Source organism: Ruegeria sp. CK3, assembly GCF_056536565.1.
This window is the reverse complement of sequence record NZ_JBQFPV010000004.1, coordinates 179182-203139: the sequence shown is the minus strand read 5'-3', so window position 1 is coordinate 203139 and position 23958 is coordinate 179182. Positions and strand designations below refer to the sequence as shown.

Below are 23958 nucleotides of genomic sequence, written 5' to 3'. Positions count from 1 at the left end.
TTCTGCGCTCAGGCGGCTTGGCCAACCTTTTCAGGGAACATGGCCGCCAGACCTTCGGCGCTGGCTTCGCAGACGCCCCGCTCGGTGATCAAGCCGGTGACGAGACGGTTCGGCGTGACGTCAAAGGCCGGGTTGCCCACATCCGAGCCTTCGGGGATCACGCAAACCTCACCGATGCCGTCCTCTGTCATACCGAACACATGCGAGATTTCGCGGTCCGGTCGGTCCTCGATCGGGATTTCGGCGACCCCGTCCCGAAGCGTCCAATCGATAGTGGGTGAGGGCAAGGCCACATAGAACGGCACGTTGTTGTCATGTGCGGCCAGGGCTTTCAGATAGGTGCCGATCTTGTTGCAGACATCGCCGATCGAGGTTGTTCGATCCGTCCCGGTGATCACCAGATCGACCAGACCATGCTGCATCAAATGACCGCCGGCATTGTCGACGATGTATTGATGGCTGATGCCATGTTCGCCCAGCTCCCACGCAGTCAAGGCCCCCTGGTTCCGGGGTCGTGTTTCATCGACCCAGACATGGATCGGCAAACCAGCGTTATGCGCCTGATACATTGGGCTGGTCGCAGTGCCCCAATCCACGGTGGCCAGCCACCCGGCATTGCAATGGGTCAACAATCGCACCGGCTCACCCGAGGGTTTGCGGGCGGCGATGTCGCGGATCAAAGCAAGCCCATGTTCTCCGATCCGGCGATTGATCTCGATATCCTCTTCGCAGATATCATCCGCCAGCGCCCAGGCCGCGGCGGCGCGTTGATCGGGCGGCAGGGGCAGCAAGGCCTCCCGGCAGCGCTGCAACGCCCAGTTCAGGTTCACCGCCGTTGGCCGGGTCGCGTTCAGAACCGAAGCTGAATGTTCAAAGTTCTGATCCGACGGGTCGCGGGACATCGCATCCGCCATACCATAGGCAGCGGTCGCCCCGATCAGAGGCGCGCCACGCACCCACATCTCGCGGATTGCGGCCTCAAACTCGGCCAGCGAGGACAACGTGGCGATCCGGAAATCGTGCGGCAGCCAGCGCTGGTCGATGATCCTGACATCGCCGCTTTCAGCGTCGCGCCAGATCGAGTGGTAGTGAACACCGCCTATTTTCATCTTCTGCCCTCCGGTCGGGTTTCATGGGGTCTGCCACACGTTCCAGTATTTTCACGCAGGCCTCAAGTGCCGATGGGGTGTTTCTGCAAAGCCATTTGCAGTGGATCACAGATCGGCCAACCCCATGGCGGCATAGGCGGGCGGCATCAGCACGCGCCGCCACCGGCCCAAAGGAAAGCGCCGCGCGGTCTTGGACATGAGTTTTGGCAAACCACTGGTCTGGCCGAGCGCCAACCGCGCCAAGGCCCGGCCACTATAGGTGCCCATGGCGACTCCGTTGCCGTGATAGGCAAAGCCCGCGAACATCCCGATCTGTTCAGGAACAAGCCCGACAAAAGGCACCAGATCGCGCGACATGCATACCATGCCCGACCAGATATGAGTGACGTCTACCTCGGACCACGCCGGGAACATTCGCTTGAAGTCGCGTTGCACCTGCGTGCGGATCGCTGCCTCGGATTTGGGTGAGGACAGCAGCCCGCCCCGCATGCCAAACAGGAACCGACCATCCGGCATCAGACGAAAATAGTGCAAGAGATTGCGCGTATCGTAGGACATCTGATCCGAGGTCCAACCCTGCGCCTCCTTCTCGCCCGGCGTCAGAGGACGAGTGACCAGCACCGTGGATTGGGCAGGCATGTAACGAGCCGACATCCAGGACGGGATATCTTCGCTGGAGTACCCATTGGTGCAGACCAAGACCTTGTCGGCTCGGATTTGGCCTTTTGGTGTTTGAACAGCAAAGCCTGACGCGGTCTTCTCAATGCTCAGAACGGGGCTGTTCTGAAAAAACACTGCGCCTTGCGCCTGCGCGGCTTGGGTTAAACCAAAAAGGTATTTCCGAGGATTCAGGCCGAACCCAACAGGAGTTGTGTACCCACCGTGAAACGGCCCGTTCAGGCCCAGACCGGGTAGATCAGCAGCTTCATGCAGTATGCCGTTCTCATCGGCATTGCGCCGGAGCGCCTCCATCGCTCGGCGTGAATGAGCCAGTTGCGTCTCACCTTTTGAGTGCCGATCCACGTCGATCCCGTAGCGGTCCAGGAGGCTTTCGACGAGTTGCACCGCGTCGCTTTCAGCCTCGGAATAGGCTTGCGCCGAAGCCTCACCATAGCGACGACACATGGCCTTGTAGCTGAGTTTTGATCCCCCCAGACAGCAGAACCCACCATTGCGTCCCGAAGCTCCCCAACCGGGTGTTTCGGCTTCACACACTGCGACGGACACGGTAGCATCCGCCAGATGCAGTGCGGCCGAAGCTCCTGTGAAGCCGCCGCCGATGATGGCAACATCAACCTGCAAATCACCCTGCTGTTCAGGCCAGGCGGGGGCGGCGATCGTTTCGTCCCACCAGCACCCCTGCCTTGGTCCATCACCATAGGTGTAGTCTGGAAATATCCGTTTCATTCGGCGCGCACGGCGGCCATCTCATCCTGCTTTTGCCGCATCATGGCACGCTTAGTGACCAATGAGGCGGTGATGACGCCGATAGTCACAACCGCGATCATGAGGGTCGACAGCGCGTTAATCTCAGGGCTGACACCAAGCCGCACGGCCGAAAAGATTTTGATCGGCAAGGTCGTGGCAGACGGGCCCGAAGTAAAGGACGCGATCACCAGATCATCCAGAGACAGAGTAAACGCCAGCAGCCAGCCTGAGATCACCGCCGGCGCGATGATCGGCAGGGTCACTAGACGAAACGCTTGCGCGGGTGAGCAGCCAAGGTCCAAGGCGGCCTCTTCCAGCGACTGGTCAAAGGTCACAAGACGCGAGGAGACAACGACCGACACAAAGCACATCGAAAAGGTCGTATGGGCCAGAACGATGGTCAGAATCCCCCGGTCCAATCCGATGCCGATGAAGAGCAGCAACAGGGACAGGCCGGTGATCACCTCTGGCATGACCAGCGGCGCATAGATCATTCCTGAGAACAGGGTGCGGCCAAAGAAGCGCCCTCCGCGTACCAGGACATAGGCCGCGGCGGTACCCAGAATGGTTGCCAGCGTCGATGAGAACACCGCCACCCGGATCGTCACCCATGCCGCGTCCAGAAACGCTTCGTTCTGAGCCAACTCTCCGTACCATTTGGTCGAGAACCCAGCCCAGACCGTGACCAGCTTGCTTTCGTTGAAGCTGAAGATGATCAGGATGATCATCGGGATGTACAGGAACGCGAACCCTAGCGTCAGGGAAACCGTGTTGAACCAGCTTAATCTGTTCATTTCTCGGCCTCCGCCTGTTTCTGCTGGTTGCGCTGGAACAGCACAATCGGCACTACGAGGATCAGCAGCAGTACCACTGCTACAGCACTTGCCACCGGCCAGTCACGGTTTGAGAAGAACTCCTCCCACAGGACCTTACCGATCATCAGGGTGCCCGAGCCGCCGAGAAGCGAGGGGATCACAAACTCACCGATCACCGGGATCATCACAAGGAAACAGCCCGCAATGATGCCGGGGCGCGACAAGGGGATCGTTACCAGCCAGAAGGCCTGGAGGCGCGAACACCCCAGATCCTCGGCGGCTTCGATCAGTGACTCATCCATGCGCTCCAACGACGAATAGATCGGCAGGATCATGAACGGCAGATAGGTGTAGACGATCCCGATATAGACAGCCGTATTGGTGTTCAGAATCGTCAGCGGGGTCGAGATGATACCCGTCCACAGCAGAAGCTGGTTTAGATACCCTTCGTTCGAAAGGATCCCCATCCACGCGTAGACGCGGATCAGGAATGAGGTCCAGAACGGCAGTATCACCAGCATCATCAGTGTCGGTCGCCATTCAGCCGGCGCGCGCGCCATGCCATAGGCAATCGGGTATCCCACCAGCAGCGTCAGAAAGGTTGAGATGACCGCGATCTTCAGGCTGGACAGGTAGGCCTTCCAATATAGGTCATCCTCGGTCAGCCAGACGAAATTCTCAAAATCCAGCTGGCTGAAGAAATCCTTGATCCCTGCCCAGCCCTGCGACAGGTCCAGGGTCGGCGTGTAAGGCGGGATCGCCAGTTCCGTGTCCGAGAGTGAAATTTTCAGGACAATGAAAAACGGCACCAAAAACAGCGCCAACAGCCAGACATAAGGAACTGCAATCAGCAGCGCGCGACGCATCAGCTTGCCAACAGGACCGCAGCCGTCGCTGTCCAGGACAGCCAGACCGGGTCTTCCCATGTGAATGACCGGCGCGAGATGCGGCGGGTATTGGCCGTCTGCGCCTTGATGATCGTGCCGTTCGGCAATTCGACATGGTAGGTCGAGAGGTTGCCCAGATAAGCGATATCCAACACCTTGCCCTGCACGGCATTGATTGCCTCGGCAGGGCGGTCGGTTGAGATCGTCACCTTCTCGGGCCGGATCGCCAGATGGCAGGCCTGACCCTCCGAGAAGCCGTTCGCCGAGGTTGCCGTCAGCGGAGCCTGCCCTTCGGCCCAGTCGATCCGATAGGTTTCCTCACCATTCGCGGTGGCGTGGCCTTCGATGATGTTTACGTCGCCGATAAAGTCAGCGACATAGACCGAGTTCGGGTTTTCATAGATGCGATCGGGCGTGGCGACCTGCATCAAGCGACCTTGATCCATTACCGCCACGCGGCTGGCGACGGTCATGGCTTCCTCCTGATCGTGGGTAACGATCACAAAGGTCGTGCCGGTCTTCTCCTGAATATCCATCAGTTCGAACTGCGTGTCCTGTCGCAGTTTCTTGTCCAACGCACCCAGAGGTTCGTCCAAAAGCAACAGCTTAGGCGCCTTCGCCAGCGACCGCGCCAGCGCGACCCGTTGCCGTTGACCGCCCGAGATCTGATGTGGCTTACGGCGTGCAAACTGCTCGAGCCGGGTCAGGCGCAGCATCTCTTCCACCCGGTCCTCAAGGTCATGCTTGGGCATGTTGTCCCGGCGCAGACCGAAGGCGATGTTTTCCCAGATGCTGAGATGCGGAAACAGCGCGTAGGACTGGAACATCATGTTCACTGCGCGTTTGTTGGGTGGGATCGGGTCAATGTCCTGACCGCCCAAAATGATGTGCCCTTCGGTCGGCGTTTCGAACCCCGCCAGCATCCGCATCATCGTGGTCTTGCCGCAACCCGACGGACCGAGCAGGGCAAAGAATTCTTTCTCGAAAATGTCCAGAGACAGATTGTCTATGGCCGTGAAATCTCCAAACCGTTTGGTGACATTCTGGAATTGGATCAAGGGTTTCGCCTGCGGGTCATCCCACGGCGCAAAGACGTCAGAGTTCAAAACGGCCCCCGTTCGACAATCTGGAAGTGGGCGCAAGGCGATCCCCGCCGCCTTACGCGAAATCGGATCAGGTGCCCGATTTGATCTTGGTCCACATACGGGTCACAACCCGCTGCGTTTTTGCCGGGTAAGGCGTCGTGATGTAGAGGTTTTGCATCGTCGCATCATCCGGATAGATCGCCGGATCACCGATCACGTCTTCCTCAAGGAACTCTTGCGAGGCCTTGTTGCCGTTGGCGTAGTACACATAGTTCGACGCCGCCGCCATGTTGTTGGCATCAAGGATGAAGTTCAGGAACTTATGCGCGCCTTCCGGGTTCGGAGCGTCCGCCGGAATAGCCATCTGGTCGAACCACATAAGCGAGCCTTCGGCGAAGGGGTGGTATTCGATCTCAACGCCGTTGTCGGCCTCGGCCGCACGGTCACGGGCCTGCAGAATGTCACCCGACCAACCAACTGCAACGCAGATATCGCCATTGGCCAGCGCGTTGATGTATTCCGAGCTGTGGAATTTCTGGATATAGGGGCGCACGCCGGTCAGAACTTCCTCGACCTTCTTGATGACGTCCGGGTCATGGCTATCCGGGTCCTCACCCAGATATTGCAACGTCATCGGGATCATTTCGGCGGGGGCATCCAGGAAATGCACTCCGCACTCGGCCAGTTTTTCCATATTTTCGGGTTTCAGCACCAAATCCATGCTGTTCAGCGCAACGTCATCCCCAAGCGCTTCTTTCACCTTCCCGACATTCACACCAATGCCCGTGGTGCCCCACATGTAGTTGATCGAATAAGCATTGTTCGGGTCGTATCCGGCAGTACGCTCTTGGATGACATCCCAAAGGTTGCCAGCATTGGACAGCTGAGCTGTATCCAGTTCTCGGAACGCTCCGGCCTGAATCTGGCGCTGAAGGAACGTACCCGAGGGCACCACGACATCATAGCCCGACCCACCGGCCAGCATCTTGGTCTCCAGCAACTCGTTGCTGTCGAACACGTCGTAGATCAGGGTCAGCCCTGTCTCTTCCTCGAACTTCGTTAGAAGCTCCTCGTCGATATAGTCCGACCAGTTATAGACTCGCACCTCTTCGGCGAAGGCCGCCGAAGTCCCCAATGCGAGAACCGCTGTCAGTGTCAGCGTCTTGAACATCATTTTTGTTCTCCCTGCGATTATGGTGGGTATTGTCCCGTTTTTTTGGATTTGATCAAGTTTTGCGTTTTTCGACTTTCTGAACTATGGTTCCAAAAGGTCAACAGCCCGGCAAGTCGGCACCCATCGAGACAAGGCAAACCAATTGGATTTGATCAAAAATAAGGCACCAAAGCCCAATATTGACGCCGGGAAACGGCCCGCGCACGAACAGGTCTACCACACCCTGAAATCCATGATCATGTTCGGCGAGCTGGTCCCAGGTCAGCCCGTCACTATTCAGGGCCTTACTGATTCGCTCGGCGTCGGCATGACCCCCGTGCGCGAGGCGATTCGACGTCTGATCTCGGACGGCGCATTAGTGTTTCAGGGCAATCGCAGGGTCAGTGTGCCGTTGTTGTCCAGCGGTGATGTTGAGCAGGTGATCTTCGCCAGAATTGCCATAGAATCAGAGCTTTCAAGGCGATCCACCGCCAAAATGTCCGCCAGCGACGTTGATCAACTGGAATCTATCGACCAGCAATTGGACCAGATGATCGCGGATGGTGACGTTCACGGCTACCTGCATCTCAACCACAGATTCCACGAAACGCTATATGCACATGCCGATGCGCCCGTTCTGAGCGATCTGGCCGAGCGTCTGTGGCTTCGATTCGGGCCATCCTTACGTGTGGTCTGCGGCCGCTTCGGCACTCAAAGCCTGCCTGATCGCCATAAGGATATCATCGCAGGGCTGCGCGCCGGGGATGCGGAAAAAGTGGCGAAAGCGACCGCTCAGGATATCGAGCAAGGCATGGAACTGATGATCGAGTCTGCCTCGGACATCTAGAAAACACCGATTCGATTGACAGGAAATAATTTGATCATATTGTGACTCGCAACCACCGTTGCAGGAGTCTTTCGGATGTCCACGATCACAAACCACATGCCCACCGCTGAATTGCAGGCGCTGGATGCCGCCCACCACATGCACCCGTTCTCTGCCAACGGAGCGCTGGGGAAAGAGGGCGCGCGCGTTATCACCCGCGCCAATGGCGTCTACCTGACAGACAGCGAAGGCGAACAGATCCTGGACGCAATGGCCGGCCTGTGGTGCGTTAATATCGGCTACGGGCGCGATGAGCTGGCCGACGCCGCCGCCCGCCAAATGCGCGAGCTTCCGTACTACAACACCTTCTTCAAAACGACCCACGTGCCTGCAATTGCACTGGCCAACAAACTGGCCGAGCTTGCCCCAGGCGATCTGAACCACGTGTTCTTCGCCGCTGGCGGGTCCGAGGCGAACGACACCAACATCCGTCTGGTGCGCACTTATTGGGCCGAAAAAGGCCAGCCCGACAAGAACATCATCATCAGCCGGCACAATGCATATCATGGCTCGTCGGTGGGCTCTGCCTCGCTGGGCGGAATGGCCGGAATGCACGCACAGGGCGGTATTCCGATCCCGAACATCCACCATATCAATCAACCCAACTGGTGGGCCGAAGGCGGTGACATATCGCCCGAAGAGTTCGGCCTCGCCCGTGCACGCGAGTTGGAGGACGCCATCCAGGAACTCGGCGAAGATCGCGTCGCGGCCTTCATCGCCGAGCCCGTACAAGGCGCAGGCGGCGTGATCGTTGCGCCCGATACCTACTGGCCCGAAATCCAGCGCATTTGCGACAAATACGACATCCTGCTGATCGCCGATGAAGTGATCTGTGGCTTTGGCCGTACCGGCAACTGGTTCGGATCGCAAACAGTTGGTATCAAGCCGCATATCATGACCATCGCCAAGGGCCTCAGCTCGGGCTACGCGCCTATCGGAGGCTCCATCGTCAATGACGAGATCGCCGAAGTGATCGGCGGCACGGAATTCAACCACGGCTACACCTATTCCGGCCACCCGGTCGCGGCTGCTGTTGCTCTGGAAAACCTGCGCATCCTCGAAGAGGAAAAGATCGTCGAGCATGTCCGCGACGTAGCCGCCCCCTACCTGAAACAGAAATGGGAGGCGCTGGCCGATCACCCGCTGGTGGGCGAGGCCAAGATCGTCGGCATGATGGCGTCGATCGCGCTTACCCCCGACAAAGCCAGCCGCGCCAAATTCGCCTCGGCCCCCGGCACGGTGGGCTATATCTGCCGCGACCGCTGCTTTGCCAACAACCTGATCATGCGGCATGTGGGCGACCGGATGATCATCTCTCCGCCTCTGATCCTTACTACGGCGGACATCGACGAGATGTTCGTACGCATCCACAAGTCCCTAGACGAAGCACAAGCCGAGATCATCGCACAGGGCCTGATGAAAGCGGCCTCCTGATCCGCCCTTCATCTGGCTGAAAATATCCCGGGGGAGACGCCAATAGGCGGCGGGGGCAGAGCCCCCTTCCCCTACCTCAACCGCTCAAGCAAACGAATGGACGCATAGCCATCTGGCAGCAGTCCTTGAGCCAGCTGATAGGCCCGCACCGCATTCACCGTATTCGGCCCGGTGCGCCCATCTATACCCTGAGTATCAAACCCGGCCTGCGTCAACCGCGTTTGCAATTCCTTCTTCTCGGTAAAACTCAGCACGCGGTCGCCGCGCGGCCAACTGGCCTGAAACGGAGCATCTCCGCTCAGACGATCCGATAGGTGGCCGATGCCGATAACATAGGCATCCGCGCCATTGTACGCCTCGATCACGCTGAAATTGTTGAAGATCATCAGCGCAACGCCCTGCCCGCCCGCCGGCAGCAAGATCGCCGCCCGTCCATGGTCTCGCACCGGTTTGCCATCCAGCCCGACCACACCACGCGCCGCCCAGTCAGATGGCATCAGAGTGTAATCCCGCTTGGCCGTCGCATAGTCGAATCCATGGGGTAGCCGCACCTCGACGCCCCAGGGTTGCCCCTTGGTCCACCCGTGCCGGGCAAGATAAGCGGCAGCCGAGGCAAGCGCGTCTGTCGGATCTTCCGACCAGATGTCGCGCCGCCCGTCGCCATCGAAATCAACCGCGTGGTCCAGATACGAGGTCGGCATGAATTGCGTGTGCCCCATTGCGCCAGCCCAGCTGCCCACCATACGACCCGCACTTACATCCCCGGCCTGAATGATCCGCAAAGCGGCAATCAACTGGGTCTCGAAAAACGAAGCACGGCGGGCATCAAAAGCCAATGTCGCCAGCGAACGGATCGTCTGGTTGCTGCCACGATAGGACCCGAAGGAGGTCTCGAGGCCCCAAATGGCGGCCACAACCTCTTTTTCGACACCATACTGCGCCTCGATCTGCCGCAGGACTTTCCGATGCCGGTCCAAGGCAGCGCTACCATTGGAGATGCGCGTGCCCGAGACGGCCGCGTCCAGATATTCCCAGATCGGCTTTGAGAACTCGGCCTGATTGCGATCCCGTTTGATGACCTTTTGGTCATAGCTCAGCCCGGCCAGTGCGTGATCCAATGTCTGCTGAGTGATCCCCTGCGCCACCGCCCGCCGCTGAAACGCGCCGAGCCATGCCTGAAAGCGGGCATTGCCTTCTACCGACACCCGAACGGCCTCAGCCGAGGGTCGCGGCACCGGCCGGAGGGAGACCACCACGTCCGCCGAGGCCAGTTGTATCGCATTGTCCAAAAGTCGATTTTCTGACCTTTTGGAAGTTTCTGCTGAACCTGCCTGCATCATGGATGCCCACAATGCGGCGGTCATGACGCCGCCTATGCATTTACGCATTCCGATTTTTCCTGATTACTGCTCTGGCTCAGGATAGCGCAAAATGGGCGATTTTCAAAGCACGCAGAGTGGTTCCGCCGACAGCGTCAGCCGCGGATTTTCTGCCCGTCCTGCCAGACAGCCAGCAGGTCCTCCTCAGGGCCGATATGCAGGACATGTGCCAGCGCGCCTCTGGTCAGACGTCCGATCTGACGATTGCCGATCAAGTTCGCGGGCACAAGGCTGGCCATCTGCAGGGCCTTAGCAAACGGCACACCGACCTGCTCGGTAAGATTCCGCGCCGCTTGCAGCAACTCCAGATGCGCGCCTGCCAGCGTTCCGTCGGCCAGCGTCAGGCGATTGTCCTCCCGGTGGATTTCGCGGCCGTTGAGTTCAAACACGCGGATATCCGACCCTGCCGTCGCCATGGCATCGCTGACCAAAAAGATCTCACCCGGCCCCTGCTTGGCGTTCAGCGCATTGCGGATCATGGCGGGATGAACGTGTATCATGTCCGCGATCAATCCTGCCGAGAATTTCCCCTCGGCCAATGCCGCGCCAACGGTTCCCGGCGCGCGTCCTTGCATCTGGCTTTGCGCATTGAACAGATGCGTTACACAGCGCGCGCCGGCCTTTGCGGCAGCAACGCAGACCTCATAGCTGGCATCGGTGTGCCCCAAAGAAACCAACACACCCGCCGCCGTCAGCACTTCAATCTGGGCGTTTGAGACGCTTTCGGGTGCCAGTGTCACTTTCAGCACCGGCAATTGAGCCGCGGCCTCAAGCAGGACCGCGACGTCCGCATCTTCCATCGGGCGGATAAAGGCAGCGTCATGCGCGCCTTTGCGGGAGACGGCCAGATGCGGCCCTTCCAGATGCAAACCCAAGATGCCCGGAACGCCTTGCCGCACGGCCTCAATCGCGGCCGAGATGGCGTTTGCGGTGACCTCGGGCGAATCCGTGATCAAGGTCGGCAGGATCGAGGTCGCCCCGATCTGCGCATGGGCCTTGGCCATGATCTTCAGCGCATCAACATCCGGCTGATTGTTGAACATCACCCCGCCGCCACCATTGACCTGCAGATCGACGAAACCCGGCGCGAGAAGTCCACCCTCCAGCGCGACTGGCACATGCCCAGAGCCAAGTTCCGACATGGGAACGACGCCATCAACCCGCCCACCCCGATGCAACAGCGCGTGGTCTTTCACGATGCCGTCCGGCGTCAGAATACCCGCTCCGATGAGGGCGTGGGTCGTCTCCGTCATACCGTCTCCGTCACCTTCTTGAGGTGCCGGGGGGCATCCGGGTCAATGCCGCGCGAGGCGGCGAAAACCTCGACCATGGAGTAGAACGAAACGATCAGGCTCAGCGCGTCGGTCAGCGGGTGTAGCGTGCGGACATGTTCGACCGGCGACGCAGATTTGACCTTGGTCGTGGTCGCAAAAACGCGGGCCCCTTTGGCGCTGATCGCGTCGGCGACCTCGGACAGCGCGGATTCTGCAGCATCGGCAGCCGCAAAGCTGAGGACAGGAAACCCTTCTTCGACAATCGAGACCGGCCCATGCAGCACTTCGGCCGAAGAATAGCTCTCCGCGTGCAACTGGCAGGTCTCTTTGAACTTCAACGCGGCCTCGTTGGACATGGCCAGCACTTGCCCGCGCCCAAGCGTGAACAGCGACGGGTTTGCCCCAATCGCGGCCCGAACCTCAGGCCAGTCGATACGCGCAGCCTGCGCCAGCCGTTCTGGCAAGCCGCGAATGGCCGCCAAAAGCGCCTCATCCCGCGCCCATTCAGCCAAGACCCACAGGCCTGCCACGGCCGAGGACACAAATGTCTTGGTCGCGGCTACACTCAGTTCCGGGCCCGCCTGAATATCAATCGTATGGGCGCAGGATGCCGCCAGCGGAGAGGCCGCATCATTTGTCAACCCGATGGTCAGCGCGCCATCACGAGCCGCGCTGCGTACCATCGCCAGGATATCCGGGCTTTGCCCGGACTGAGACACGGCCAGACACAAGCTGTTTTGCAGCCGGAGCGGCGCGTTGTAGATCGACGCGACAGAAGGACCAACCGAGGCCACCGGCAGGCCCAACAGGATTTCTGATGCATATTTGAGATAGGTGCAGACGTGATCTGAAGACCCCCGCGCCACGCTCGTTAGAAAGGCGGGATCAAGGGTCCGGGCGACCTCGGCCGTGGACGCAATGTCCTTTTGACCCCGGCTGAGCAGCCGTTCGACCGCTTCGGGTATCTCATCGATTTCCCGGCGCATCCGGGTGATCTGCTGTTGCATGTGCTTTCCTAGCTGTTTGCAAGGCGCAATTCGGCCACAAAATCGTAGGCGTCACCGCGATAGACAGAGCGGGTGAATTCCACCACCCGTCGATTGGACAGGAACGAGGTCCGCACGATCCGCAGCCCGGCCACGCCTGGCTCGACCCCCAGAACGGCAGCATCGTTGGCCTCAAGGTTGATCGCTGAAATCCGCTGCATGGCGCGCACCGGGCGGTTGCCGTCGCGTTCCAGCACCTCGTAGAGCGAGGATGTTACGCCTTCAGGATGCGGCAGGATATCGACCGGCAGGGCCGCGTGCTCAATCGCCATTGGCCTGTCATTGGCCATACGCAGACGCGACAGCCGCGCCACCTCTTCGCCTGAGGACAGGGCCAGCGCCATAACCTCTTCCGGTGAGGGTGTGTGGATGCCCCGCTCCAACCACTCACTGGTCGAATCCAGCCCCCGACGGGTCATGTCTTCGGTAAAGGAGGTCAGCAGAGACAGCGATTGTTCGACCCGAGGCGTTCCGTCCGCCACGAAACTGCCCGAGCCCTGACGCTGCACGATGATGCCACGCTCGACCAAATCCTGCAGCGCGCGCCGGACGGTGACACGGGAGAGGCCCGTCAGATGGGCCATCTCACGCTCGCCCGGTAGCGGGGCGCTTTCGGCCAGAACCCCGGCCTCGATGCTTTGCTCAAGCCGCTTGCGCAACCTTACATAAAGGGGGCCTGTCGCCTCCTGCAGCCAATCGGCAGGTTTCAGGAATGTCTCGATCGTGTCGCTCATCAGCCCGCCCCTACCTTTGCCCGCTCGGCCAGGTGACGCGCCAAAATGAGGGCACCGTCAAGCGGTGAGCCCTTAGCTTCGGTCAGGCAGGCCTGCATGTGAAGCGGCAGATAGTCTGCATAGTGCGGTGCGACCCCGCCGATCATGCAGATGGGCGATCCGTCGGTGTGACCGAGGGCGCGCAGCCCCTGCGCCAGATAGTCGGCGCCGCTTTGCAACAGATCTCGCGCTACGGGATCGCCACCAGCCGCAGCCGCGATGATCTCGGGAGCGAGGCCTGCGAAATCAGAGGGGTTCGCCAGACCAACAAACGCAACGACTTGCACGGGATCGTCGTCGTATTCCGCGCTGATTTTTCGGGTCAGCGCGCTGTGGGGTTGAATGCCGTCCATCGCCAATAGAACGCGTCGAAGCAGCTGAACGCCTAACCAGTTGCCCGAGGCCTGATCGCCGATCAAAGCCCCGTAGCCGCCAATAAACTGCGTTCGCCCATCGGCCTGACGGGCCAGAAAGGATCCCGTTCCAACGCCGATCACAGAACCGTCCTGCGCGCCCAACGCGCCCACAACCGCCGATCTTCGGTCATCTTCGACCTCGACGATCCGCGAGGGCAGACTGCGCGCAACCTCCGACGCCGCAACGGCATCCGTCACCCCAGCCAGCCCCGCGTAGGTCGGAATCTCGGCCAGATGTGCTCGGGGCAATTGCGCCTTATCGGCCAAGGCCTGCAGCCCCTCATCGAGAGTGCGCAGCGCCTTCTGTCGATCCGAGAAGGCATTGGCACTACCCAATGTCACCTCGACCCGACCGTCAGGTGTGACCATCGCGAACCGGCATTTTGTGCCACCGCCGTCGATTGCAATCAGGTATTGGAAGGACTCATCCATATAGATACCTTTAAGATACCTTTTGCAGAAAAAAAAGACCTCGGCTTATGTAAATTGAGAATTATTGGCCATATCAGGGGTTTTTGTCATATTTTCCCAACGAGAGGTAGACAAAAGGTATTATATAGGTATTACTCTCATCTGGGGAGGAATCAAATGCTGCCGCAAACCGAAATGCTGCGCGACGAGGTCGAAGGGCTTGACCTGCGGCCAGATGTCGACATCCTTGACTATCTGCTTGAGGCGCAGAAGGCAGCATTGGGTAGGCTTGACGGTTGCTTGGATGCCCTCTCAGAGGGGGCTGCTATTCTTACGGATACGGTGCGTCAGGGCGGCAAGATTTACTACGCTGCGGCCGGTTCCTCGGGCCTAATGGGACTGGCGGACGGAGCTGAACTGTCCGGGACATTCGGCCTTTCGCCTGAGTCCATAGCAATCTGCATGGCGGGCGGGATACCACAGGGCGCGGCGATGCCCGGTCATACCGAAGATGACGAAACAGCAGCGCAAACAGCGACGGCCAATGTGCAGCAGGGTGACGCTGTGATCGCCGTTTCGGCCAGTGGCAGCACACCCTACGCCGTCGAATTCGCGCGCCATGCGCGCGCGCAGGGTGCCAAAGTCATCGGGATCGCCAACAACGTAGAGGCACCGCTATTCGCCTGCGCAGACTGCGCTGTCCATCTGAACACGCCGCCCGAACCCATCGCAGGCTCCACGCGCCTTGGGGCCGCGACGGCGCAGAAGGTGGCTTTGAATATGATGTCCACGCTGATGGGTATCCGCCTTGGGCATGTGCATGACGGGATGATGATCAACGTCATCGCCGACAATCACAAACTGCGCCAACGCGCCGAAGGGATCGTTGGAAAAATCGCCGGGGTCCCGGCAGATCAGGCCAGTGATGCACTGACCCGCGCGTCCGGCAACGTGAAACAGGCAATCTTGCTGGCCGCAGGCGCCGAAAGCCCGAAGCGGGCCGAGGCGCTTTTGGCGCAATCCGATGGCAACCTGCGCCCAGCGCTGAAACAACTTTAAAACCAAACAAAATACCAAGGGAGAAAAGACCATGAAGAAAGTATCACTAAGCGCCGTTTTGCTGGCGTCGTCGGCCCTTGCAGGCGCCGCATATGCCGAAACGGTTCTGACTATCGAAAGCTGGCGCAATGACGATCTGGCCCTGTGGCAGGAAAAGATCATCCCCGCGTTTGAGGCACAGAACCCGGATATCAAGATTCGATTCACGCCTTCGGCCCCTGCAGAATACAACGCCGCCCTGAACGCCAAACTGGATGCCGGGTCGGCCGGAGACCTGATCACCTGCCGTCCGTTTGACACTTCGCTTGGTCTTTATGAGGCCGGTCACCTGACGGATCTGTCCGATCTGGGCGGCATGGCCAATTTCTCGGACGTTGCGAAATCTGCATGGCAGACCGATGATGGTGCGGCGACCTTCTGCGTTCCCATGGCCTCGGTCATTCACGGTTTTATCTACAACAAGGACGCCTTCAACGAGCTGGGCATCGACGTGCCCACAACCGAGGCTGAGTTCTTCGCGGCGCTCGACAAGATCAAAGAGGACGGCACCTATATCCCGATGGCCATGGGCACCAATGACCAGTGGGAAGCGGCAACCATGGGCTACAACAATATCGGCCCGAACTACTGGAAGGGTGAAGAGGGGCGTCTGGCTCTGATCGAAGGCTCACAGAAGCTGACGGATGAAGCATGGGTCGCACCCTATCGCCAATTGGCGAAATGGGGTGACTATATGGGCGATGGGTTCGAAGCCCAGACCTATCCGGACAGCCAGAACCTGTTCACTCTGGGCCGCGCAGCCGTCTATCCCGCTGGCAGCTGGGAGATCAGCGGTTTCAACAATCTGGCCGATTTCGAAATGGGTGCGTTTAAGCCTCCGGTCCAGAATGCAGGCGATGAGTGCTATATCTCGGATCACACCGATATCGCCATCGGCCTGAACGCAGCCTCGCCCAACGCTGAGGCCGCGCGCACCTTCCTGGATTGGGTTGGCTCGGAAGAGTTCGCAACCATCTACGCCAACGCCCTGCCCGGCTTCTTCTCGCTGTCCAGCTTTGACGTCGCGATGGATGACCCACTGGCGCAGGAGTTCGTAAGCTGGCGTGGCGAGTGTGGCTCGACCATCCGCTCGACCTACCAGATCCTGTCGCGCGGCACGCCGAACCTTGAGAACGAGACCTGGAACGCCTCGGCTCAGGTCATCAAGGGCGAAGAAAGCCCCGAGGACGCTGGGCAGCGCCTGCAGGATGGCCTCGCCTCCTGGTACGCACCGCACCAATAACCACTCACGAAACCAACGGGTCCGGCCTTCGGGCCGGACCCACCCAGAACAGTCGAGGCATAAGATGGGCAACAGCCGGATCAAATGGCACATAGTGGTGTTCCTTGCGCCCGCCGTGCTGGTTTACACCGCCGTAATGATCCTGCCGCTGTTCAACACGCTGCGGCTGGCGCTTTATACCGAGGTTGACCAATCCCGCGTTTTTGTCGGTCTGGACAATTTCCGCACGCTTTTTGGCGATCCCTTATGGTCGGATGCGTTCTGGAATGCGTTAGGTAACAACTTCTGGTTTTTCTTCATTCACATGCTGGTGCAGAACCCGATCGGCATCGCTCTGGCCGCCATGCTCAGCCACCCGCGGCTGAGGTTTGCCGCTTTCTACCGCTCGGCCATCTTCATTCCGACAATCCTGTCTTTCGTGATCGTTGGCTTTGCCTGGAAACTGATCCTGTCGCCGATCTGGGGCATTGCGCCGGACATGCTGGCCGCTGTTGGCCTGAAATCCCTCTATGCTCCGTGGTTGGGGAAAGAGGATTATGCCCTGACCACCCTGGCGCTCGTGTCAGTCTGGCAGTTTGTCGGTATCCCGATGATGCTGATCTATGCCGCCCTGCTTTCAATCCCAGAAGAAATCCTTGAGGCCGCCGAGGTCGAAGGCATCACCGGTATGGCCGCCTTCTGGAAGATCAAACTGCCGCTGATCCTGCCGTCGATCGGCATCATCTCGATCCTGACCTTCGTGGGGAATTTCAACGCGTTTGACCTGATCTATGCCGCCCAAGGTGCGCTGGCAGGTCCCGATTTCTCGACCGACATTCTGGGCACCTTCATGTACCGCACATTCTTCGGGTTCCAGTTGCAGCTGGGCGATCCGCATATGGGCTCAGCCATCGCGACGGGGATGTTTGCGATCATTCTGACTGGCGTCTGCGTCTATCTGTTCCTGATCCAGACCCGCATCCGCCGGTATCAGTTCTGAGGGTAGCAAGATGAACAAAGCCCGCAGAAACCCGTTCAATATCGCCGCCATGCATGGCGCGCTGATCCTGTACACCCTGATCTCGCTGTTCCCGGTCTTCGTGATCGTGATCAACAGCTTCAAGTCCCGCAAGGCGATCTTTCGTGAACCGCTGGCCCTGCCGGATGCCGAGACATTCTCGATGATCGGCTATCAGACCGTGATGAAACAGGGGGATTTCTTCCTCTACTTCCAGAACTCGATGATCGTCACGGTGGTGTCGCTGTTCTTCATCCTGCTGTTCGGCGCAATGGCGGCCTTTGCCCTGAGCGAATACCGCTTTCGCGGCAATACCCTGATGGGCCTCTATCTGGCCTTGGGCATCATGATCCCGATCCGTATCGGCACGGTCGCCATCCTCGAGATGATGGTCGCGACCGGGTTGGTGAACACGCTGATGGCCCTGATCTTGGTCTACACCGCGCAGGGCCTGCCACTGGCCGTCTTTATCTTGTCCGAGTTCATGCGGCAGGTCAGCGACGATCTGAAAAACGCAGGCCGTATTGACGGTCTCAGCGAATACACGATCTTCTTCCGTCTGGTTCTGCCGCTTGTGCGTCCAGCCATGGCGACGGTGGCGGTGTTCAACATGATCCCGATCTGGAACGATCTGTGGTTCCCACTGATCCTGGCCCCAGCCGAGGAAACCAAGACACTGACGCTGGGCAGTCAGGTCTTCATCGGGCAGTTTGTCACCGACTGGAACGCTGTTCTGTCCGCGCTCAGCATGGCGATCCTGCCGGTCATGGTTCTCTATGTCATCTTCTCGCGGCAATTGATCCGCGGCATCACTTCGGGGGCGGTTAAATGATCCGAGTCCTTATCGCAGGTCTGGGCAATATGGGCCTCAGCCACGCGCTGGCGCATCACCATCATCCCGACGCGCAGATTGTTGGGTTGGTCAATCGCTCTGGCCAGGTCGATCAGTCGGAGTTGCAGGGCTACCCCGCCTTCTCGGACTTCCACACCGCTTTGGTCGAAACCGCGCCTGATCTGGTGGTTATCGCGACCTATTCCGACAGCCACGCTGATTATGCCTGCGCTGTGATGGAGGCTGGCGCGCATGTGTTTGTCGAAAAACCTCTGGCCACCACGGTCGAGGATGCGCGCCGCGTTGTCGCCAAAGCGGTAGAAACGGGACGCAAGCTGGTGATCGGCTATATCCTGCGCCACCACCCCTCGTGGATGCGTTTGATCTCTGAGGCGCGCGATCTGGGCGGCCCCTATGTGTTCCGCCTGAACCTGAACCAGCAATCCACCGGCCCGACATGGGAGACGCACAAGGCGCTGATGCAGACCACCTCGCCGATCGTAGATTGTGGCGTCCACTATGTGGATGTGATGTGCCAGATCACCGACGCCCTGCCCGTTCGGGTAAATGGCATGGGCCTGCGCCTGTCGGACGAGATCGCACCGGATATGTACAATTACGGTCAGTTCCAGGTGGTGTTCGAGGACGGCTCAGTCGGCTGGTACGAGGCCGGATGGGGCCCAATGATGTCCGAAACCGCATTCTTCGTAAAAGACATCGTCTCACCCAACGGGGCCGTTTCGATCACCGAAGGCAACAAGGGTGCCTCGGACGATGTGGACGGGCACACCAAAGTGGGCGGCATTCTGGTGCATCGCCCGGATGGGGACAGTCTGATCGAAATGGACGGCGAACCGGGCCATCAGGAGCTGTGCGATGCAGAGCAAGCCTATATACTGCGCGCCATCGCCGAGGATATCGACCTGACCCGCCACATGAGCGACGCGGTGCAATCCCTGCGGATCTGTCTGGCGGCCGATGAAAGCATTCGAACCGGACAGCCGGTTGACTTGAAGGAGGCGTGACGTGACCGCCCTGAAGCTGAGCAAAGTGTGTAAATCCTTCGGGCCGGTTAAGGTGCTGAAGAACATCGACCTGACCGTCGAGGAGAACGAATTCGTGGTCTTCGTTGGTCCCTCGGGCTGCGGAAAATCGACCTTGTTGCGGGTGATTGCGGGGTTGGAGGATGCAACCTCAGGCACGGTCGAAATCGACGGTGAGCAGGTCAATACCGTGCCCCCGGCGAAACGTGGGCTTGCGATGGTGTTCCAATCCTACGCGCTCTATCCGCATCTTACCGTGCGGGGAAATATGGCGCTTGGGCTAAAACAGGCCGGGCACCCGAAGGATGAAATCTCGCGCCGCATTTCCGAGGCCAGCCGGATGCTGTCGCTTGAGGAGTACCTCGAGCGTCGCCCTGCCGAGCTGTCAGGCGGCCAGCGGCAACGTGTAGCCATCGGGCGCGCGATTGTGCGCAACCCGAAACTGTTCCTGTTTGATGAACCACTATCCAATTTGGACGCCGCCCTGCGCCTGAACACACGAGTCGAGATTGCCAATCTGCATCGCCAGATTGACGCCAGCATGATCTACGTGACCCATGATCAGACCGAGGCGATGACACTCGCCGACAAGATCGTGGTCCTGCGGGACGGGCGTGTGGAGCAGATCGGCAGCCCGATGGAGCTGTATAACAACCCCGCCAACCGCTTCGTCGCCGAGTTCATCGGCTCCCCCGCCATGAATTTTGTCCCGGCGGATATGATCGGCGGCCCAAAGGGCACCTATTTCGGTATCCGCCCTGAATACGCCACTCATTCCGAGAGCGGAGCTCTATCCGGCACCGTGGTGCATGTGGAAAACCTGGGCGCCGATACGAATATCATGGTCGATATCGGAACCGGAAAACCCTTCACCATCCGCGCCTTCGGCCAACACAGGGTTGAACCGGGTGCGCAGACAGGGATCGCGTTCGATCAGGCAAACGTCCTCACCTTTGGCGAGGACGGGCAGAGACTTTAGCGCTACGCGTCTTCCCCAAGCTCTTTGACGGCGGCCAAGAGGCGTGCGATTTCCTGTTCCGTATTGTAGTGACAGAAGGAAATGCGGATGCAGTCCGATAGCCCCAATGGCCCCAGCACATTGCCCGAATAATGGTCGGCCTTGCGCGTATGGGTTCGGATGCCGTGATGATTCAGCGTCTCGACCACATCTTCGGATGCCTTGCCTTTGACCACAATCGATACTAGCCCCTCTCGCGCCGGGTTGTCGGCCCCGGCCAGAATGGTGACGTGATCCATATCGCGCAAACCTGGCAGGTTTCCGGTGCCGTTGATTGCGGTGTTGGTCAGATGGGTTTCATAGGTGTGAATAGCACGACCCGCAGCCTCGATCCGCGCGCGCGGGTCGGTCTCTTCCGATACTTCCCCACCCAGCCAGTCGAAATAGGACACCACATCCGACACCGTCGCATAGGAACCTGTGTCGCGGGTGCCGAACTCCCACCCTGTCGCGGGTGCGTCGATCAGCATGTCGTGCGGCGTATGGGTCAGCCGGTCAGAGATCCACGCAATTCCGTATCCATGTCGCGAGAACACTTTGTAGGGTGAGATCGCATAGCCATCGACGTTGTAGGCATCCAGATCGAGCTGCCCGTGGGCCGCGTGCTGGATGCCGTCGACAATGATCATGCAATCCGGCGCAACCGCCCGGATCGCGGCCGAGATCGCGGCCACATCCATACCCATGCCGGTAACAGGTGAGGCATGCAGGATCGTCGCCACCGCCACATCCGGGGTCATAAGTGCGGTGTAGTCCTGAGGCGTGACCAGACCGGTATCGTTGTCATGCGGCACGTTCACATAGTCGAGCCCTGCAATCTCGGCCCAGCGGCGTGCGGCGCTGCGGGTGGCTGGGTGCTCAATGGAGGACCCGATCACTTTGGCCCCTTTGGGTGCGGCCAAACATGCGGTACGGATCAAGCGGAACAACAGCTCGGTGCCGCTTTCGCCTGCAAAGAACTGGCCGCCTGAGGCGTTCATGAACACGCCCAGATCCTGTTTGGCCTTGTTGATCACATTCTGCGTACCCTGCCCCGCAGGGTTGATACGGCCCGGATTGTCCGGGATCGCCGCATAGAAAGCCGAGGTCTCAGCTACCGATTTCAACGTCAGGGCGCCGCCTGCATTCTCAAAGAAAATGCGTTCGCCCTGAAAAGGGCACGTGTCGACATGGGCGAACCTGTCGCGAATGGCACCAATAAGCGCGGGGTTGTCTTGGATCATGGGTCAGTCCTGTGGAAAGTCAGAGCGTTCGGACCGCTGGCGCGGTCGTGCCGAACATATCGAATTCAAACACCGGATTTGTCCCCATGACAAGAAAAAGGGCCGGCTGAAACAACCGGCCCTTCCGCGTCAGTTGAACCGAGGGATCAGTTCGAACCGGCGTTCAGCTTTTCGTTCTGCTCGCGCAGCGTGTCCGAGATGATCGCGTACCACTCGCCGGACTGGCGCATCTCGTTCAAACCTTTGTTCATCATTGCGATGTATTCGCGGGCAAACGGGTTTGAACGGTGAGCCATGAAGCTCATCGACGAGAGAGTCGAAACATAGGGGTTCTCGACGATATCGTCCGATGTCAAACCCATGTCATTCATGGTTGAGGCAAACAGCTCAACCTCGAATGCAGCAACGTCTGCTGTGCCGGTGAGAACGGCATCCAGGCATTCACGCGCTGAGTTGGGATGAATCAGGTTCAGATTTTTGCCGTTCAGGCCAACTTCTTCCAGAACAACCATGCTCCAACCCGCCATACGGCAAAGGGTTGCGCCTTCGAGATCCGAAAACTCTGTTGCGGCGGCGTATTCGCTTTCGGGCAGCGTGAAGAAGCCACCAACAACGTCGTAGATCGGAACAGACGCCACGAACTGCGTGCAGCGGGCTTCGGTTGCCTCAGACCACTCATAGGAACGGTTTGTACAGTCGGGCAGCGTCCAGGCGATCGAGATGTCGAATGCGCCCAACGGCAGCAGAGTGTCCAGGTGCGAGGACCAGTCATCCACGAAGCTGACCGAGAAGTCGCGGCTGTTGCCGGCACGCTGCAGGCTGGTCGTTGCCAGACGGGTCATGATGCCGCCACCGCTCAGAGATTCTGTCGTGAACGGTTCCCAGCCGTTGCCCGCAACCAGTTTGATCGGCGGTGCATAGACGTTCGACCGTTTCACGCTGGCCGCACGCTGTTCTTCTGCCGCGATGATTTCCTGTGCCGACTGACCGTTGGGCAGGCTACCATCCTCACACGGCAGAGCCAGGACCAAGCCGGGCTCTAGCGAATTGGGGTTGGTGATCTCGTTGCGGTTCGCGTTGAAGATCGGCTGATAGTTCGATGTGCCATAGGCTGCGATGGCGATGGTTGCCATCGTGTCGCCGTCCTGCACGGTGTAGTTGGAACAGGCTTCCTGCGCTGCTGCAGCACCTGCGGAGAGTGTGAGGACGGCGGTTGCCGTCATCACTTTGGTATTGAGTTTTTCTCTTAGCATTTTTTATTCCTCCCATAAGTTGGAATGTGGAGATGAGGTTTCAGTTGATTGCGTCTAGCAGTCTTTCGTTGTGCTCATTCAGGCTATCCGAGATGATGGCGTACCATTCCCCGGTTTCACGCATTTCGTTGAGGCCCTTGTTCATCAGGGCAAGGTATCTTTGACCCTGAGGATTGGACCGGTGAGTGATGAAGCGAAGGGACGACAGGGTCGAGACATAGGGGTTCTCGACCAGGTCGTTGGCATTCAGGCCCATTTCGCTCATGGCGTCTGCGAACAGCTGCAATTCGAACGTGGCGATGTCAGCCGTTCCGGTGATGACCGCATCCAGGCATTCCCGTGCGGTGGCGGGCTGCACAACCGTCATGGTATCGTCGCGCAGCAAACCTTCTTGCTCCAGATCGTGCAGAGGCCAGCCTTCCATACGGCAGACCGTGGCGCCGTGCAGGTCGTCAAAGCTGGTGGCTCCGGCGTATTTGCCCTCGGGCACGCTGTAGAAACCGAACACGATGTCATAGACCGGAGCCGAGGCGTGGAACTGCGTGCAGCGGACCTCGGTCTCCCATGACCATTCATAGCTGCGGTTGGTGCAGTCGGGGATGTTCCAGGCCATAGACACGTCGAACGCACCCAGCGGCAGCAGGGTTTCGATATGCGAGTTCCAGTCATCCACGAAGCTGATCGAGAATTGCTCGTTATTGCCACCACGCTGCAGTGTTGTGGTGCCCAGACGGGTGATGAACCCGCCACCGTTCAGGGTTTCATCCGCGAACGGAGCCCAGCCATTGCCGGTCACCAGTTTGATCGGCCGTTTGAACGCACTGCTCTGCGCAGAGTTTGCAAAACGTTCCTGCTGTGCCGCGATGATGTCGCTTGCGCTCTGACCGTTTGGCAGGTTTCCGTCCTCACAAGGCAGGACCAGAGACAGCCCGGGATCCAGCGCGTTGGGGTTGCTAATCGCATCGCGGTTCGCGTTGAAGATCGGCTGGTAGTTGGACGTGCCATACGCGGTCAGCGCGATGGACGCCATGGTATCGCCGTCCTGTACGGTATAATTCGTACAGGCTTGTTGGGCGGCAGCGGCTCCGGCACTGACCGTCAATACGGCAGCGGTTGTCAACGCAACATTATGGAGCGTGAAGTTGGGCATTCGGT

At 59.3% G+C, this 23958-nt stretch carries 22 protein-coding genes; 8 read left to right on the top strand and 14 right to left on the bottom strand.

Going from position 1 to position 23958, the window contains the following annotated elements; genetic code table 11:
• Positions 1 to 8: 8 nt before the first annotated feature.
• From mtnA to ACR0C3_RS06845, 6 genes are all read right to left on the bottom strand, one after another.
• Positions 9 to 1109 carry an S-methyl-5-thioribose-1-phosphate isomerase gene (mtnA, locus tag ACR0C3_RS06870; RefSeq protein WP_480757842.1) on the bottom strand — a complete coding sequence of 367 codons (1101 nt, stop codon included), beginning with the start codon at positions 1107 to 1109 and terminating at the stop codon, positions 9 to 11.
• Positions 1110 to 1214: 105 nt separating this feature from the next.
• Positions 1215 to 2516 (bottom strand): NAD(P)/FAD-dependent oxidoreductase, encoded by a 1302-nt coding sequence (locus ACR0C3_RS06865; protein ID WP_480757841.1) that lies wholly within the window; start codon positions 2514 to 2516, stop codon positions 1215 to 1217.
• Positions 2513 to 3331, bottom strand: coding sequence for an ABC transporter permease (locus ACR0C3_RS06860; protein WP_170375678.1), 819 nt, complete (start codon positions 3329 to 3331; stop codon positions 2513 to 2515). The genes ACR0C3_RS06865 and ACR0C3_RS06860 overlap by 4 nt, the downstream gene beginning before the upstream one ends.
• Positions 3328 to 4218: an ABC transporter permease subunit gene (locus ACR0C3_RS06855; RefSeq protein ID WP_170376046.1), complete on the bottom strand. Its 891-nt coding sequence runs from the start codon at positions 4216 to 4218 to the stop codon at positions 3328 to 3330. Before ACR0C3_RS06855 ends, ACR0C3_RS06860 begins: the two co-directional genes overlap by 4 nt.
• Positions 4218 to 5345, bottom strand: coding sequence for an ABC transporter ATP-binding protein (locus tag ACR0C3_RS06850; RefSeq protein WP_170375680.1), 1128 nt, complete (start codon positions 5343 to 5345; stop codon positions 4218 to 4220). The genes ACR0C3_RS06855 and ACR0C3_RS06850 overlap by 1 nt, the downstream gene beginning before the upstream one ends.
• A gap of 67 nt (positions 5346 to 5412) precedes the next feature.
• Positions 5413 to 6498: a polyamine ABC transporter substrate-binding protein gene (locus ACR0C3_RS06845; protein WP_170375682.1), complete on the bottom strand. Its 1086-nt coding sequence runs from the start codon at positions 6496 to 6498 to the stop codon at positions 5413 to 5415.
• A gap of 142 nt (positions 6499 to 6640) precedes the next feature.
• On the opposite strand from ACR0C3_RS06845, the gene ACR0C3_RS06840 reads away from it, so the two are divergent.
• Positions 6641 to 7324, top strand: a complete 684-nt coding sequence (locus ACR0C3_RS06840) for a GntR family transcriptional regulator (protein ID WP_170661606.1) — start codon at positions 6641 to 6643, stop codon at positions 7322 to 7324.
• A 75-nt stretch (positions 7325 to 7399) separates the two neighbouring features.
• A complete protein-coding gene (locus ACR0C3_RS06835; RefSeq protein WP_480757840.1) occupies positions 7400 to 8797 on the top strand; it encodes an aspartate aminotransferase family protein in 1398 nt (465 codons plus the stop codon).
• A 71-nt stretch (positions 8798 to 8868) separates the two neighbouring features.
• Here ACR0C3_RS06835 and ACR0C3_RS06830 read toward each other — a convergent pair whose 3' ends face one another.
• The 5 genes from ACR0C3_RS06830 to ACR0C3_RS06810 all read right to left on the bottom strand — a co-directional run bounded on the left by ACR0C3_RS06830 (position 8869) and on the right by ACR0C3_RS06810 (position 14117).
• A complete protein-coding gene (locus tag ACR0C3_RS06830) occupies positions 8869 to 10185 on the bottom strand; it encodes a lytic murein transglycosylase (protein ID WP_480757839.1) in 1317 nt (438 codons plus the stop codon).
• 86 nt (positions 10186 to 10271) lie between these two features.
• Positions 10272 to 11429: an N-acetylglucosamine-6-phosphate deacetylase gene (nagA, locus tag ACR0C3_RS06825; protein ID WP_480757838.1), complete on the bottom strand. Its 1158-nt coding sequence runs from the start codon at positions 11427 to 11429 to the stop codon at positions 10272 to 10274.
• Positions 11426 to 12457, bottom strand: coding sequence for an SIS domain-containing protein (locus ACR0C3_RS06820; RefSeq protein ID WP_480757837.1), 1032 nt, complete (start codon positions 12455 to 12457; stop codon positions 11426 to 11428). Before ACR0C3_RS06820 ends, nagA begins: the two co-directional genes overlap by 4 nt.
• A gap of 8 nt (positions 12458 to 12465) precedes the next feature.
• A complete protein-coding gene (locus ACR0C3_RS06815; RefSeq protein WP_480757836.1) occupies positions 12466 to 13230 on the bottom strand; it encodes a GntR family transcriptional regulator in 765 nt (254 codons plus the stop codon).
• The gene (locus tag ACR0C3_RS06810; protein WP_480757835.1) at positions 13230 to 14117 is read right to left on the bottom strand and encodes a glucosamine kinase nucleotide-binding domain-containing protein; all 888 of its coding nucleotides are present in this window, start codon (positions 14115 to 14117) and stop codon (positions 13230 to 13232) included. The genes ACR0C3_RS06815 and ACR0C3_RS06810 overlap by 1 nt, the downstream gene beginning before the upstream one ends.
• 156 nt (positions 14118 to 14273) lie before the next feature.
• Here ACR0C3_RS06810 and ACR0C3_RS06805 point away from each other — a divergent pair, with 156 nt between their 5' ends.
• The 6 genes from ACR0C3_RS06805 (at position 14274) to ACR0C3_RS06780 (ending at position 20288) form a co-directional block, all read left to right on the top strand.
• The gene (locus ACR0C3_RS06805; protein ID WP_480757834.1) at positions 14274 to 15155 is read left to right on the top strand and encodes an N-acetylmuramic acid 6-phosphate etherase; all 882 of its coding nucleotides are present in this window, start codon (positions 14274 to 14276) and stop codon (positions 15153 to 15155) included.
• A gap of 31 nt (positions 15156 to 15186) precedes the next feature.
• Positions 15187 to 16437: an ABC transporter substrate-binding protein gene (locus ACR0C3_RS06800; protein ID WP_480757833.1), complete on the top strand. Its 1251-nt coding sequence runs from the start codon at positions 15187 to 15189 to the stop codon at positions 16435 to 16437.
• A 64-nt stretch (positions 16438 to 16501) separates the two neighbouring features.
• The gene (locus tag ACR0C3_RS06795) at positions 16502 to 17416 is read left to right on the top strand and encodes a carbohydrate ABC transporter permease (RefSeq protein ID WP_480757832.1); all 915 of its coding nucleotides are present in this window, start codon (positions 16502 to 16504) and stop codon (positions 17414 to 17416) included.
• Positions 17417 to 17426: 10 nt separating this feature from the next.
• A complete protein-coding gene (locus ACR0C3_RS06790) occupies positions 17427 to 18266 on the top strand; it encodes a carbohydrate ABC transporter permease (protein WP_480757831.1) in 840 nt (279 codons plus the stop codon).
• Positions 18263 to 19291, top strand: coding sequence for a Gfo/Idh/MocA family protein (locus ACR0C3_RS06785; RefSeq protein ID WP_480757830.1), 1029 nt, complete (start codon positions 18263 to 18265; stop codon positions 19289 to 19291). The genes ACR0C3_RS06790 and ACR0C3_RS06785 overlap by 4 nt, the downstream gene beginning before the upstream one ends.
• Before the next feature lies 1 nt (position 19292).
• The gene (locus ACR0C3_RS06780) at positions 19293 to 20288 is read left to right on the top strand and encodes an ABC transporter ATP-binding protein (protein ID WP_480757829.1); all 996 of its coding nucleotides are present in this window, start codon (positions 19293 to 19295) and stop codon (positions 20286 to 20288) included.
• Between the two features lie 2 nt (positions 20289 to 20290).
• On the opposite strand, the gene ACR0C3_RS06775 is transcribed toward ACR0C3_RS06780, so the two are convergent.
• The 3 genes from ACR0C3_RS06775 to ACR0C3_RS06765 form a co-directional block, all read right to left on the bottom strand.
• Positions 20291 to 21550 (bottom strand): aminotransferase class V-fold PLP-dependent enzyme, encoded by a 1260-nt coding sequence (locus tag ACR0C3_RS06775; RefSeq protein ID WP_480757828.1) that lies wholly within the window; start codon positions 21548 to 21550, stop codon positions 20291 to 20293.
• Positions 21551 to 21696: 146 nt separating this feature from the next.
• Positions 21697 to 22803, bottom strand: a complete 1107-nt coding sequence (locus ACR0C3_RS06770) for a LysM peptidoglycan-binding domain-containing protein (RefSeq protein ID WP_170471522.1) — start codon at positions 22801 to 22803, stop codon at positions 21697 to 21699.
• A gap of 40 nt (positions 22804 to 22843) precedes the next feature.
• Positions 22844 to 23953 carry a LysM peptidoglycan-binding domain-containing protein gene (locus ACR0C3_RS06765; RefSeq protein WP_480757827.1) on the bottom strand — a complete coding sequence of 370 codons (1110 nt, stop codon included), beginning with the start codon at positions 23951 to 23953 and terminating at the stop codon, positions 22844 to 22846.
• Positions 23954 to 23958 lie beyond the last annotated feature (5 nt).